This is a genomic window from Nocardioides sp. (genome assembly GCF_004803405.1).
GTDB classification, from domain to species: Bacteria; Actinomycetota; Actinomycetes; order Propionibacteriales; family Nocardioidaceae; genus Nocardioides; species Nocardioides vastitatis.
In genome coordinates this window covers 1-12,829 of sequence record NZ_SSXI01000005.1, presented here as the reverse complement: position 1 = coordinate 12,829, position 12,829 = coordinate 1, and the positions used below count along the sequence as shown (strand labels likewise).

General features: G+C 69.7%; 15 protein-coding genes. 12 read left to right on the top strand and 3 right to left on the bottom strand.

What is annotated here, in order from left to right:
• Positions 1 to 39: 39 nt before the first annotated feature.
• The 11 genes from E7Z54_RS00540 (at position 40) to E7Z54_RS00490 (ending at position 8,260) form a co-directional block, all read left to right on the top strand.
• Positions 40 to 474 (top strand): hypothetical protein, encoded by a 435-nt coding sequence (locus E7Z54_RS00540; protein WP_136430874.1) that lies wholly within the window; start codon positions 40 to 42, stop codon positions 472 to 474.
• A gap of 30 nt (positions 475 to 504) precedes the next feature.
• On the top strand, positions 505 to 741 hold the full coding sequence (locus tag E7Z54_RS00535; RefSeq protein ID WP_206055932.1) for an AtpZ/AtpI family protein: 237 nt from the start codon (positions 505 to 507) through the stop codon (positions 739 to 741).
• Positions 742 to 751: 10 nt separating this feature from the next.
• Complete coding sequence (gene atpB, locus E7Z54_RS00530) at positions 752 to 1,561, top strand: F0F1 ATP synthase subunit A (protein WP_240769434.1); 810 nt, start codon at positions 752 to 754, stop codon at positions 1,559 to 1,561.
• A gap of 94 nt (positions 1,562 to 1,655) precedes the next feature.
• Positions 1,656 to 1,877, top strand: a complete 222-nt coding sequence (gene atpE / locus E7Z54_RS00525) for an ATP synthase F0 subunit C (RefSeq protein WP_136430872.1) — start codon at positions 1,656 to 1,658, stop codon at positions 1,875 to 1,877.
• Between the two features lie 72 nt (positions 1,878 to 1,949).
• Positions 1,950 to 2,510 carry a F0F1 ATP synthase subunit B gene (locus tag E7Z54_RS00520; RefSeq protein WP_136430871.1) on the top strand — a complete coding sequence of 187 codons (561 nt, stop codon included), beginning with the start codon at positions 1,950 to 1,952 and terminating at the stop codon, positions 2,508 to 2,510.
• On the top strand, positions 2,510 to 3,316 hold the full coding sequence (locus E7Z54_RS00515) for a F0F1 ATP synthase subunit delta (RefSeq protein WP_240769433.1): 807 nt from the start codon (positions 2,510 to 2,512) through the stop codon (positions 3,314 to 3,316). The genes E7Z54_RS00520 and E7Z54_RS00515 overlap by 1 nt, the downstream gene beginning before the upstream one ends.
• 50 nt (positions 3,317 to 3,366) lie before the next feature.
• The gene (gene atpA / locus E7Z54_RS00510; protein ID WP_136430870.1) at positions 3,367 to 5,004 is read left to right on the top strand and encodes a F0F1 ATP synthase subunit alpha; all 1,638 of its coding nucleotides are present in this window, start codon (positions 3,367 to 3,369) and stop codon (positions 5,002 to 5,004) included.
• A gap of 3 nt (positions 5,005 to 5,007) precedes the next feature.
• Entirely contained in the window at positions 5,008 to 5,922 is a 915-nt protein-coding gene (locus E7Z54_RS00505) for a F0F1 ATP synthase subunit gamma (RefSeq protein ID WP_136430869.1), read from the top strand.
• Positions 5,923 to 5,947: 25 nt separating this feature from the next.
• Positions 5,948 to 7,390 (top strand): F0F1 ATP synthase subunit beta, encoded by a 1,443-nt coding sequence (gene atpD / locus E7Z54_RS00500; protein WP_136430868.1) that lies wholly within the window; start codon positions 5,948 to 5,950, stop codon positions 7,388 to 7,390.
• 2 nt (positions 7,391 to 7,392) lie between these two features.
• On the top strand, positions 7,393 to 7,800 hold the full coding sequence (locus tag E7Z54_RS00495; RefSeq protein WP_136430867.1) for a F0F1 ATP synthase subunit epsilon: 408 nt from the start codon (positions 7,393 to 7,395) through the stop codon (positions 7,798 to 7,800).
• A gap of 7 nt (positions 7,801 to 7,807) precedes the next feature.
• A complete protein-coding gene (locus E7Z54_RS00490; RefSeq protein ID WP_136430866.1) occupies positions 7,808 to 8,260 on the top strand; it encodes a DUF2550 domain-containing protein in 453 nt (150 codons plus the stop codon).
• Positions 8,261 to 8,273: 13 nt separating this feature from the next.
• Here the strand turns inward: E7Z54_RS00490 and E7Z54_RS00485 are convergent, their stop codons facing one another.
• The gene (locus tag E7Z54_RS00485; RefSeq protein ID WP_136430865.1) at positions 8,274 to 11,456 is read right to left on the bottom strand and encodes a DEAD/DEAH box helicase; all 3,183 of its coding nucleotides are present in this window, start codon (positions 11,454 to 11,456) and stop codon (positions 8,274 to 8,276) included.
• 103 nt (positions 11,457 to 11,559) lie between these two features.
• On the opposite strand from E7Z54_RS00485, the gene E7Z54_RS00480 reads away from it, so the two are divergent.
• Positions 11,560 to 11,868: a SelT/SelW/SelH family protein gene (locus tag E7Z54_RS00480; RefSeq protein ID WP_136430864.1), complete on the top strand. Its 309-nt coding sequence runs from the start codon at positions 11,560 to 11,562 to the stop codon at positions 11,866 to 11,868.
• Here E7Z54_RS00480 and E7Z54_RS00475 read toward each other — a convergent pair.
• Together E7Z54_RS00475 and E7Z54_RS00470 are read right to left on the bottom strand one after the other, a co-directional pair.
• Positions 11,865 to 12,083 (bottom strand): hypothetical protein, encoded by a 219-nt coding sequence (locus E7Z54_RS00475; protein WP_136430863.1) that lies wholly within the window; start codon positions 12,081 to 12,083, stop codon positions 11,865 to 11,867. The genes E7Z54_RS00480 and E7Z54_RS00475 overlap by 4 nt on opposite strands.
• A gap of 64 nt (positions 12,084 to 12,147) precedes the next feature.
• Positions 12,148 to 12,829, bottom strand: a 682-nt coding sequence (locus E7Z54_RS00470) for a lytic transglycosylase domain-containing protein (protein WP_136430862.1), incomplete at its 5' end; no start/stop codon positions are given.

Here is a 12,829-nt window from a genome sequence, read left to right as displayed (position 1 = left end):
TCCCGAGCCCGTCAGAACAGCGACTAGGAACGGCCGCCGATGAAGACGACCGAGACCCGCACGTCCGCCGCGGTGACCCGCGCGGCCGTGGCCGCCCTCGCCGTCGGACTGGGGCTCGTGGCCCTCGGTGGCGTCGTCTCGGGCTCGACGGCTGCCTACGGCGCATTGGTCGGCACGGCCATCTCGGTGGGCGTCTTCGCCTTCGGCGCGTTCGCCGTCGACGCCGTGTCCCGCCTGATGCCGGCGGCCTCGCTCCTGTTCGCGATGGTCACGTACACGTTCCAGGTGCTGCTGATGGCGCTGGCGTTCGTGGCCCTGAACCGCTCCGGGCTGCTGGACGACGGTCTCAGCCGCAACTGGCTCGGCGGAGCGATCATCGCGGGCGCGTTCGTGTGGATCGCAGTGCAGATCCGCCTCTCGACGACGGCTCGGATCCCGGCCTTCCAGGGCCCGTCCGAGGGCGGTGCGCGATGACCCGGCACGGCTGCTATTGTCCGGGGCGCAATGAGTCAGCCCGAGGAGAAGCCCAAGGGCGATCCGTGGCACGCGTTCGGCTACATCGTGGCCGGGGTCGCGTTCTACGGGTTTCTCGGCTGGCTCGCAGATCTTTGGCTCGGTACCCGTTACCTCGTGGCCATCGGCATCCTGATCGGCGCAGCGCTGGGGATCTACATGACCTTCAGCCGCTTCCGGCCGGAGCCGACCGAGCAGCCCACGCAGGACCCAGAGCAGGACACGTAGAGGAGACCTGGTGATCACCGCAGCCAGCGCCACCGTCGCAGCCCCGCAGGCCGAGGGCTTCAGCGCCCCGGGCCCGGGCATCTTCGACCTGCCCCCGGTCTTCGAGATCGCCGGGTTCGGCGTGACGAAGCCGATGCTGCAGCTGGTCCTCGCGGCCGGGCTGGTCTTCACGTTCTTCTACCTGGCCGCGCGCCGCCGTCAGCTGGTCCCCGGGAGGCTCCAGTTCGCCGGCGAGGGCGCCTACAGCTTCGTGCGCAACGGCATCGGCCGCGACATCATCGGCAGCCACGACTTCCAGAGGTTCGTGCCCTACCTGGTCGCGATCTTCTTCTTCATCCTGGTCAACAACCTCTTCGCGAGCCTGCCGTTCATCCAGTTCCCGACGTTCAGCCGCGCCGGCATGGCCTACGCGCTGGCCGGACTGTCATGGGTCATCTACAACGCGGTCGGCATCTGGAAGCACGGTCCGATCGGCTACCTGAAGCTCCAGAGTGTGCCGTCCGGGGTCAGCCCCTTCATGTATCCGCTCCTGGTGCCGCTCGAGTTCTTCTCCAACATCCTGGTCCGCCCGGTCACGCTGGCGCTGCGACTCTTCGCGAACATGTTCGCCGGGCACATCCTGCTGGTGCTGTTCGCCACGGGCGGCCTGTACCTCATCGCCGAGTACGGCGGCGTGATCGGCATCGTCGCGGGCGGTGCGTCGTGGATCCTGGCGATCCTGGTGAGCTTCCTGGAGATCCTGGTCCAGGTCCTGCAGGCCTACGTCTTCACCCTGCTGAACGCCATGTACATCCAGGGTGCCCTGGCCGACGAGCACTAGGCCGACGAGTACCAGCCCACGAAGCCCTGATCCACGTCCCGTCCCCAACCCCCACAGTTCTCGCACGAGAAAACAACCCGAAAGGAAAGTAGCCATGGGTGGCTCTCTCAACATGATCGGTTACGGCCTGGCTGCCATCGGCCCGGGTATCGGCATCGGTCTCATCTTCGCCGCTTACATCAACGGCGTTGCCCGCCAGCCCGAGGCGCAGGGCCGCCTGCAGTCGATCGCGATCCTCGGCTTCGCGCTCGCCGAGGCGCTCGCGATCATCGGCATCGCCCTGGCGTTCGTCCTCACCGGCTCGAGCACCCAGTGATCCTTGTCGTCTCCGACGGCAAGCACTGAGTGCAGTAACGACCACCAAGCTCGACCAAGATAGGTCAGGTCCATGAAGTCACTGTTGGTGATCCTCGCGGCAGAGGAGGGCGAGGAGCACAACCCGCTCCTTCCCCTGTGGGAGGAGGTTGCGCTCGCCCTCGTGGTGTTCGGCATCCTCTTCTTCGCCATCAAGAAGTTCGTCGCACCGAACTTCGAGAAGACGTTCTCCGAGCGAACCACGGCGATCGAGGGCGGCCTCGCCGCGGCCGAGACCAAGCAGGCCGAGGCTGACGCCAAGCTCGCCGAGCTCGAGCAGCAGCTGGCCGACGCTCGTCACGAGGCTGCTCGGATCCGCGAGGAGGCTCGCGAACAGGGCGCTGCGATCGTGGCCGAGATGCGGGAGCAGGCTCAGTCCGAGGCCGCCCGGATCGTCGAGCACGGCAAGGTGCAGATCGAGGCGGAGCGCCAGCAGGCGATCACCTCGCTCCGCGCCGAGGTCGGCACGCTCGCGACCGGCCTCGCCGGCCGCATCGTCGGCGAGTCGCTGGAGGACGACGACCGGCAGGCCCGCGTCATCGAGCGCTTCCTCGCCGAGGTCGAGTCCGGCGACCTGGTCGCCAAGGAGAGCTGATGGTGTCCTTCCGGGGAGCCTCTGCTGAGGCTGCGGCCGTCCTCACCGACCAGCTCGGTGGGGTGGCCGAGTCCTCGGCCGCGACGGTGGCCCAGGACCTCTTCTCGGTGGCCCAGAGCCTCCGGGCGGAGGGGTCCCTCCGACGCTTCGCGACCGACCCGTCCGTGGCCGCGGAGGCGCGCACCGGACTGGTGACCCAGCTGTTCGGGGGCAAGATCGACCCGACGACCCTGGAGCTGCTCACGTCGGCGGTCAGCCGACGGTGGACCCGCAACCGGGACCTCGCCGACGCGCTGGAGCACCTCGGCGTGATCGGTGCGGTCCGGTCGGCCGGCTCCGAGGGTGAGCGGCTGGTCGACGAGCTGTTCGCCGTGCGACAGACGGTCAACGAGAACAGCGAGCTGCGCAACGCGCTGTCGGACCCGGCCCGCGCCGAGGCTGACAAGTCCGCGCTCGTCGACTCCCTGCTCTCCGGCAGGGCACTGCCCGCGACGGCGCTCCTGGTCCGCCAGGCACTGTCCGGCTCCTACCGGACCGTGACGGCTGCGCTGGAGAACTACGAGAAGACCGCGGCCGACGTGCACGGCGAAGGCGTGGCGACGGTCTACGTCGCACGCCCGCTCGCCGAGCGCGACCAGGGGCGCCTCGCGACCGGGCTGGCGCGCCAGTACGGCCGCCCGGTCCACCTCAACATCGTCGTCGACCCCACCGTCATCGGTGGGATCCGGGTCGAGATCGGCGATGACGTCATCGACGGCACCGTCTCCAGCCGCCTGGACGACGCTCGCCGCAAGATCGCCGGCTGACCCGGCACCTACGACTTCAAGACAGACAGACAAGAGAGAAGGCACCTGAGATGACGGAACTCTCCATCCGTCCGGACGAGATCCGCGACGCCCTCGCCAAGTACGTCGCGGACTACCAGCCCGGGGCTGCCAGCAAGGAGGAGGTCGGCACCGTCGCCTCCGCCGGAGACGGCATCGCTCGCGTCAGCGGCCTCCCGTCGGCGATGGCCAACGAGCTTCTGGAGTTCGAGGACGGCACGCTCGGTCTCGCGCTGAACCTCGAGGACCGCGAGATCGGCGTCGTCGTGCTCGGTGACTTCGACAAGATCGAGGAGGGCCAGGCGGTCCGGCGTACCGGCGAGATCCTCTCGGTGCCCGTCGGCGACGGCTACCTGGGCCGCGTCGTCGACCCGCTCGGCAAGCCGATCGACGGTCTCGGTGAGCTTGCGACCACCGGCCGCCGCGCCCTCGAGCTCCAGGCGCCTGGCGTCATGCACCGCAAGTCGGTCCACGAGCCGCTCGCCACCGGCATCAAGGCGATCGACTCGATGACCCCGATCGGCCGTGGCCAGCGCCAGCTGATCATCGGTGACCGTGCGACCGGCAAGACGACCATCGCCATCGACACGATCATCAACCAGAAGCAGAACTGGGAGTCGGGCGACCCGACCAAGCAGGTCCGCTGCATCTATGTCGCCATCGGTCAGAAGGGCTCGACCATCGCCTCCGTGCGTGGTGCCCTCGAGGAGGCCGGTGCCCTGGAGTACACCACCATCGTCGCCGCCCCGGCGTCGGACAGCGCTGGCTTCAAGTACCTCGCGCCGTACACCGGCTCCGCGATCGGCCAGCACTGGATGTACGACGGCAAGCACGTCCTCATCGTGTTCGACGACCTGACCAAGCAGGCCGAGGCCTACCGCGCCGTGTCGCTGCTGCTGCGTCGTCCGCCGGGCCGTGAGGCCTACCCGGGTGACGTCTTCTACCTGCACAGCCGGCTGCTCGAGCGCTGCGCGAAGCTCTCCGACGACCTCGGCTCGGGCTCGATGACCGGTCTGCCGATCATCGAGACCAAGGCCAACGACGTCTCGGCGTTCATCCCGACCAACGTCATCTCGATCACCGACGGCCAGATCTTCCTGCAGTCCGACCTGTTCGCGGCCAACCAGCGCCCGGCGATCGACGTCGGCATCTCGGTCTCCCGCGTCGGCGGTGCTGCGATGACCAAGGCGATGAAGGCCGTCACGGGCTCGCTCAAGGTCGACCTCGCCCAGTACCGCGCGATGGAGGCGTTCGCGATGTTCGCCTCCGACCTGGACGCCGCGTCGAAGCAGCAGCTGGCCCGCGGCCAGCGGCTGATGGCGCTGCTCAAGCAGCGCGCGTACTCGCCGTACCCGCTCGAGGAGATGACCGTCTCCCTGTGGCTCGGCACCACCGGTCGCCTGGACCCGGTGCCGACCGAGGACGTGCTGCGGTTCGAGGGCGAGTTCCTCGACTTCCTGCGTCGCTCGCACGACGGCCTGCTGGCCGCCATCCGCGAGACGCAGAAGTTCGAGGACGAGGACGGCCTGGAGGCGGCCTACAACTCCTTCCTGGACCAGTTCGAGACGTCGGAGGGCGGCTCGATCAAGGTCGGCCACGAGCCCGAGGCCGGCGCGCTGCCGGACGAGGAGCTCGAGCAGGAGCAGATCGTCAAGCAGAAGCGGGGCTGACGCATGGCCGTATCGCTGCGTGAGTACCGCGCGCGGATCAAGTCGACGGAGTCGATGAAGAAGATCACGCGCGCCATGGAGCTCATCGCTGCGTCCCGGATCATCAAGGCGCAGCAGCGGGCGGCGGCGGCAGCGCCGTACGCCCGGGAGCTGACCCGTGCCGTGTCGGCGGTGGCGACGTTCTCGAACGTCGACCACCCGCTGACCCGGGAGGAGGAGAACCCGAAGCGCGCCGCGGTCCTGGTGATCACCAGCGACCGTGGCCTCGCCGGCGCCTACTCCTCGAGCGTGCTGAAGGAGGTCGAACGCCTCAGCGAACGGCTGCGCGACGAGGGCAAGGAGATCGACTACTTCCTCGCCGGTCGCAAGGCCGAGGCGTACTTCAAGTTCCGCGCCCGCCCGTTCGTGCAGTCCTGGACCGGGTTCTCCGACCAGCCGACGTACGACAAGGCGGCCGAGATCGGCTCGGCTCTGATCGAGGCGTTCCTCAAGGACCAGGGCGAGGAGGGCGACGTGGACGAGGTCCACATCGTCTACACCCGGTTCCGCTCGATGCTGACCCAGGAGCCGACGGCGGTGCGACTGCTGCCGCTCGAGGTGGTCGAGGGGGAGACCGCCCCGGAGGACGAGGACCTGCTGCCGCTGTACGAGTTCGAGCCGTCCGCGGAGCAGGTGCTGGACGGCCTGCTCCCGCAGTACGTCCAGAGCCGGATCTTCTACTGCCTGCTGCAGGCGGCCGCCTCCGAGCTCGCCGCCCGCCAGAAGGCCATGAAGTCCGCGACCGACAACGCGGACGAGCTCATCAAGAAGTTCACGCGGATCGCCAACCAGGCTCGCCAGGCCGGCATCACCCAGGAGATCAGCGAGATCGTCGGCGGCGTGAACGCCCTTGCCGACGCCCAGGCTGCGAACGACTGACCCACCAGATATATCGGAGAAGGCAATGACTGCTACGGCTGAAGAGACCACCACGTCCGTGGGTCGGATCGCTCGCGTGATCGGCCCGGTCGTCGACATCGAGTTCCCGGTCGACGCCATGCCGGAGATCTACAACAAGCTCGAGGTCGAGGTCACCCTCGGCGGCGAGACCACGGTGCTGCCCCTCGAGGTCGCCCAGCACATCGGCGACGGCTTGGTCCGCGCCATCTCGCTGAAGCCGACCGACGGCCTGGTCCGTGGCCAGAACGTCACCGACACCGGCGGGCCGATCACGGTCCCCGTCGGCGACGTGACCCTCGGCCGCGTGTTCAACACGACGGGCGACATCCTCAACCTCGAAGAGGGCGAGAAGGTCGAGATCAACGAGCGCTGGGGCATCCACCGCAAGGCGCCGGCGTTCGACCAGCTCGAGTCGAAGACCCAGATGTTCGAGACCGGCATCAAGGTCATCGACCTCCTGACGCCGTACGTGACCGGTGGAAAGATCGGCCTGTTCGGCGGCGCCGGCGTGGGCAAGACCGTGCTCATCCAGGAGATGATCGCGCGTGTGGCCCGCAACCACGGTGGTGTGTCGGTGTTCGCCGGGGTCGGCGAGCGCACCCGTGAGGGCAACGACCTCATCGTCGAGATGGAGGAGGCCGGCGTCTTCGGCCAGACCGCCCTCGTGTTCGGCCAGATGGACGAGCCGCCGGGCACCCGCCTGCGGGTCGCGCTGTCCGCGCTGACGATGGCGGAGTACTTCCGCGACGTGCAGAAGCAGGACGTGCTGCTGTTCATCGACAACATCTTCCGGTTCACCCAGGCCGGCTCGGAGGTCTCCACGCTGCTCGGCCGGATGCCGTCCGCCGTGGGCTACCAGCCCAACCTGGCCGACGAGATGGGCACGCTGCAGGAGCGGATCACCTCGACCCGTGGTCACTCGATCACCTCGATGCAGGCGATCTACGTGCCCGCGGACGACTACACCGACCCGGCGCCGGCCACCACCTTCGCGCACCTGGACGCCACCACCGAGCTGTCGCGTGAGATCGCATCGCTCGGTATCTACCCGGCCGTGGACCCGCTGACCTCGACCTCGCGGATCCTCGACCCGCAGTACATCGGTCAGGCGCACTACGACTGCGCGATCCGCGTCAAGCAGATCCTCCAGCGCAACAAGGAGCTGCAGGACATCATCGCGATCCTGGGCGTCGACGAGCTGTCCGAGGAGGACAAGGTCATCGTGTCCCGGGCTCGCCGGATCCAGCGGTTCCTCTCGCAGAACACCTACGTCGCCAAGCAGTTCACCGGCATCGAGGGTTCGACCGTGTCGGTCGCCGACACCATCGAGGCGTTCAACAAGATCGCCGAGGGTGAGTACGACCACGTGGCCGAGCAGGCGTTCTTCATGTGCGGCGGTCTCGACGACGTCGAGCGCAACTGGGCCGAGATCCAGAAGAGCCTCTGATCATGGCGGAGTCCACTCCCGACAACCTGCACGTCGAGCTCGTCGCTGCCGACCGGATCGTCTGGTCCGGCGACGCCGCGATGATCATCGCGCGCACGCTGGAGGGTGACATCGGTGTGCTGCGCGACCATGCGCCGACGCTGTCGCTGCTGTCGCCGTCCGTGGTGGAGATCCAGGTCGCCGACACCGACCAGGTCGTCGTCGTCGCGGTCGACGGAGGATTCCTCTCGGTGGCCAACAACCGGGTCTCGATCCTCGCCGAGTACGTCGAGCGCGCCGAGGACATCGACCTGGACGCGGTCAAGATCGAGCTCGAGGAGGCGCGTCACCTCCTCAGCACCAACAACGAGGCGGAGCAGCGCGTCCGCCACGCCGAGGCCCGCATTCGCGCGGCGGAGAAGGTCTCGTAACACGCAGATGGCATGGTGGGCCTGGCTGCTCGACATCTCGGGCGCGTTGCTGCTCATCCTTGTGCTGTACGGCGCCGGACTCGTCGTCCGGCGCCGTCTGCTGTCCCGGCACGGCGGCACCTTCGAGCTGAGCCACCGCCTGCGGACCGACCAGCCCGGCCGGGGCTGGGTGCTGGGTCTGGGCCGCTACTCCGGCGAGCGGCTCGAGTGGTTCCGGGTCTTCTCCCTCTCCCGGCGTCCGAAACGGTCCTGGACGCGTGAGGAGCTCGAGTACGACGGCCGGCGGGAGCCGCTCGGCGCCGAGCAGACGTCGCTCTACCCCGACCACCTCGTGATCCGCTGTCAGTCCCCGGGCGGGCTGGTGGAGTTGGCGATGAGCACGTCGTCGCTCACCGGCTTCCAGGCCTGGCTCGAGGCCAAGCCGCCGGGCGCCGACTGGAACCGCCACACGACGGCCTGACCCGGGCACGCGGTCAGTCCTCGAACAGCCCCCGAATGTCCTCCGCGTCGATCGAGGTGCTCATCGCCCCCTCGCCGTCGATCACCTGCGCGAACAGCTCGGCCTTGCGGGCCTTGAGCGTCATCACCTTCTCCTCGATGGTGTCGGTGGCGACCAGCCGGTAGACGTGCACGTGCTCGCTCTGGCCGATCCGGTGTGCGCGGTCGACGGCCTGGGCCTCGGCCGCCGGGTTCCACCACGGGTCGAGGACGAACACGTAGTCGGCCTCGGTCAGGGTGAGCCCGACGCCGCCGGCCTTGAGGGAGATCAGGAACACCGGAGCCTCGCCGGAGCGGAACTCCTCGATGACCGCGCCGCGGTCACGGGTTGAGCCGTCGAGGTAGGTGGTCGCGATGGCGGCGTCCGCGAGCCGGGAACGCACCCGGCCGAGGAAGGACGTGAACTGGCTGAACACCAGGGCCCGGTGACCCTCCTCGGTGATCTCGAGCAGGTGGTCGACGAGGACGTCGAGCTTGGCTGAGCCGACGCGGTCGTGCGCCGGGTCGACGAGCGCCGGGTCCAGCGCGAGCTGCCGGAGCTTGGTGAGGGCGCTGAAGATCGCGACCCGGTTGCGGTCGAAGTCATCGACCAGACCCAGGATCCGCTGGCGCTCCTTGGCCAGGTGGGTGTCGTAGATCTTGCGGTGGCGTGCCTCGAGGTCGACCGCCAGCACCTGCTCCTGCTTCGGCGGCAGGTCGTCGGCGACCAGCTCCTTGGTCCGGCGCAGGAGGAAGGGCTTGATCCGTGCCCGGAACCGGTCCAGCACCGCCCTGTCGCCGCCGCGCTCCACCGGTCGCACCACTCGCTCGTTGAACAGCCGCGGCCACGGGTAGAGCCCCGGCACCGTGATCGACAGCAGCGCCCACAGCTCCATCAGCCGGTTCTCGAACGGGGTGCCGGTGACCGCGAGCTTGAACGGCGCGGGGACGGTGCGGACGGCGGCGTAGGTCTTGCTCTGGTGGTTCTTCACCTGCTGTGCCTCGTCGAGGACCAGCCCACCCCACTCGACGGTGGAGTAGCGCAGGTGCGCGAGGCGCAGGAGTGTGTAGGTCGTCACGACGATGTCGTTCTCCCGCGCGATGGCGGCGACGTCGTCGGTGCGGCGAGACGCGATCCCCACCCGCAGGCCGGGCGCGTGCCGGGCTGCCTCGGAGGCCCAGGCCGTGACCACACTGGTCGGAGCCACGACCAGGAACGGGCCCTCGTCGGGCCGGTGGTGCTTCGCGTGCGCGATGAGCGCCAGCACCTGCAGCGTCTTGCCGAGGCCCATGTCGTCGGCCAGGATCCCGCCGAGGCCGTGCTGCCACAGGAACGCCAGCCACCAGAAGCCCTCGCGCTGGTAGGAGCGCAGCTCGGTCTCCAGGCCGCGCGGCTCCGGCCTCGGGATCGCGACGAGGTCGCGGAGCGCCTGGGCGCGCTGCACCCACTCCGCGACCTGCGAGTCCACCACCCCGGTCTCGGCGAGCTGCGCCCACAGGCCGAGATCGTGACGCCCGACGCCGATCCGTTCGCCGTCGCGCTCGCGCAGCTCGGCGGCCGCCGTCACCACTTCGCGGAGCCGGTCGAACTCGGGCCGGTCGGTGGTGACGTAGAGGCCGCTCGGCAGCACCAGGAACTCCAGCCCGAGCGTGAGCGCGGCCAGCACGTCGGGCAGCGGGATCCGCTCGCCATCGACGGTGACGGCCACCTCGAGGTCGAGCCAGTCGGTGTGGTCGGCGCCCGGCACCGGCTCTATCAGCTCGAAGGCGATCTCGGGCGCGGTGTCGGCCTCGCGGAAGTCGGGCCGCTCCTCCTCGACCACCTCGATGTCGTCCAGGGACCGCAGATGCGGCAGGTCGTGGATCGCGAGGGTCAGCGCCTCGCCGTCGGTGACGGTGGCCGTGCGCAGCAGCGCGGGTGGCACGGCAGCCAGGACCTGCTTCTCGGCGGGCTTGTCGCGGACCCCGCCCAGCAGGTCGAAGCTTCCGAGCGGACAGGTGCGCGAGGGGTCGTCGCCGTACCGCCAGTGCCAGGACAGTCCCGCCTTGGTGGCGCTGTGCCAGGTCACCGTCAGCACCAGCGTCGGCCTCAGCGGCTCGGGCAGCTCGACGGCGCTGTCCTCGGCACGGACCGGCAGGTGCCGCATCAGCCCGGGCAGGGAGTCGCGGAAGTCCGCCAGGTCGCCCTGGGGTACGACGATCGGCGGGCCGTCCAGCAGGTGCCTCAACGACGGGGGAACCGGGGCGGTGGTCTCCGCGATCACGAGCCGGCCCTCCTGGTCCAGGATGCCGACGACGCCGGCGGGGCTGCCGACGGGCAGGACGGCATCGCCGCGCCACGTCCGGTCGTCGAGCGTCACCACGGCCCGCAGCTGCGTGGCCCCGCCGACGTCGCTCAGCTCGGCGATCACCTCGGCTCGCCCGTCGGCGAGCTCGACCTCCCGCAGCGGGGGAGCGGCCAGCAGGGTGACCCCGGCGTCGCGGGCCGTGCGCAGGGCGCGCACGACGTGCTCGCCGAACTCCTCCAGGGCGGGAGCGCCCCCCGTGTAGTAGTAGGAGCGGTGGCCGGCCCACAGCGCGTGCATCGCGGCGACGGCCTCGGCCTGATCGCGCGGGAAGCCGCGGGCGGCTCCGCCGAGGCCGACGTCGTTCCAGTCGGCGCCGGTCTTGATCCAGGGCTTGTTCTTGCCACGTCGCATCGGCCGGACCCGCAGCGTGGGGCCCAGCGACCGGTAGCTGCCGCGTGACTCCTCGAGGCTGATCTCGAGCGCGAGCGGGACCTCCTCGACCGGCACCTGCTGGTGCCGGTCGAGCTCGGCCACCAGGCGCTCGAGGGTGCGCCGCCAGGCCGCCTCCGGCTCGGGATGGGTGAACGTCTGTCGCAGGGTCAGCGCCAGCGCGGCGCCGTGCTTGCACACCGACCGGACCGGGCACGTGCAGACCGTGAACAGCCAGCCCTCGTAGCCCTCGGAGGGCGCCTCCGCGTGGAGCTGGACCTGGTAGGGCACCTCGCGCGAGCCCTCGACCTCCGCCGTCGCCGTCACCGACCCCGCCGACAGCATCCCGATCTCAGGACGCCGCACTCGGCCGAGCGTCACCACCTCACGGGCGCGCATCAGCGTCCCGGCGTCGAAGTGGCGGGCCAGGAAGGCGTCGGAGAGCTGTGCGAGGACGTTCATCGGTCCAGTCATCGTGGCACGCGTCGCCGACGATCCCCGCTTCGCGTCCACAGGCCTCCAGGCCGCCACGCGCCCGGTCTCACCCTGAGGGGAGAATGAGGGCGTGAGCCGCGTCGTCATCACCTACTGCGTGAAGTGCAAGTGGCTGCTCCGCGCGCAATGGTACGCCGCGGAGCTCCTCCAGACCTTCGAGGACGACCTGGCCGAGGTCGCGCTCAAGCCGGCGGCGAAGGACGTCGAGGCAGGCGTGTTCCGGATCGACGTCGAGTCGGCGAGCGGCACCACGAGCGTGTGGAACCGCAAGCGCGAGGGCGGCTTCCCGGAGATCACCGACCTCAAGCGTCGGGTCCGGGACGTGGCGGCGCCGGGCAAGCCGTTGGGGCACGCCGACAAGGGCCAGGACGAGTCCTAGCTCTCGGAGAGGACCTCGGCAGCGTCCACCGCGGCGTGCCTGTCCTCGATGACGTCGGCGAGCCTGCGGATCTCCTCGTCGGACATCTCGACGCCGACCTCCCTGGCACCGTTGCGCAGCTCCTCCGCGACGGTTCCTTCGGTGGCGCCGTCCTGCCACGAGGTGACCCGGTCGACGACGGCCTGGATCGCTTCGAGTCGCTCCTGATCGGTCATGCCGGAGCAGTACCCACCGCTGCGGGTGGAAACCGGTGGCCCCCGCGCGACGGTCGGACGACGCTCAGTCGGTCGTCCCGCTGAGCAGCCGGTCCGGATGCTGACGGAGGTAGCGGGCCACCGGCAGCGACTCCCGGCTCCGGTAGCCGATCGGCAGCCAGACGTCCCCGCGCGTCGAGAGGTAGATGATCTGCCAGCGGTAGAGCTGCCGGAACGCGCCCGGGTCGCGCTCCATGAGCCGCGCGTAGGCCCGGATGCCCCGCACGTAGCCCTCGTGGTGGTTGTACGCGTAGAGGGCTCCGTCGAGCCCCGCGGCGGTGTCGCCGCCGTTCGCGGCGAGGTACCGCGCAGCCGCCATGATCGAGTCGTGCGGGTCGTCGATGTCGCCCTCGCCGTACGCCTCCCAGGTCGCGGGGATGAACTGCATCGGGCCTCGGGCGCCGGCACTGGAGAAGCCGCGGATCTTCCCGAAGCCGGTCTCCACGAAGTTGACGGCGGCGAGGACCTGCCACGGGACGCCGAACACGCGCTCGCCCTTGCGGTAGAACCGGATCAGGTCGTCGGCGGGAGGGGGCCGGACGATCCGCCACGCCGGCAGGGTCGAGGTGAGGGTGGTCAGCACGCTGCGCAGCGACCTGCGCCCCTCGAGGTGGTCGGCGACGGCGTCGCGGTAGCCGCCGGCAGCCGCCAGGACCTCGCGGCGCCACGCCGGGGTCCGCCCGAGCTGGCGGTAGAGGACCTGGGTG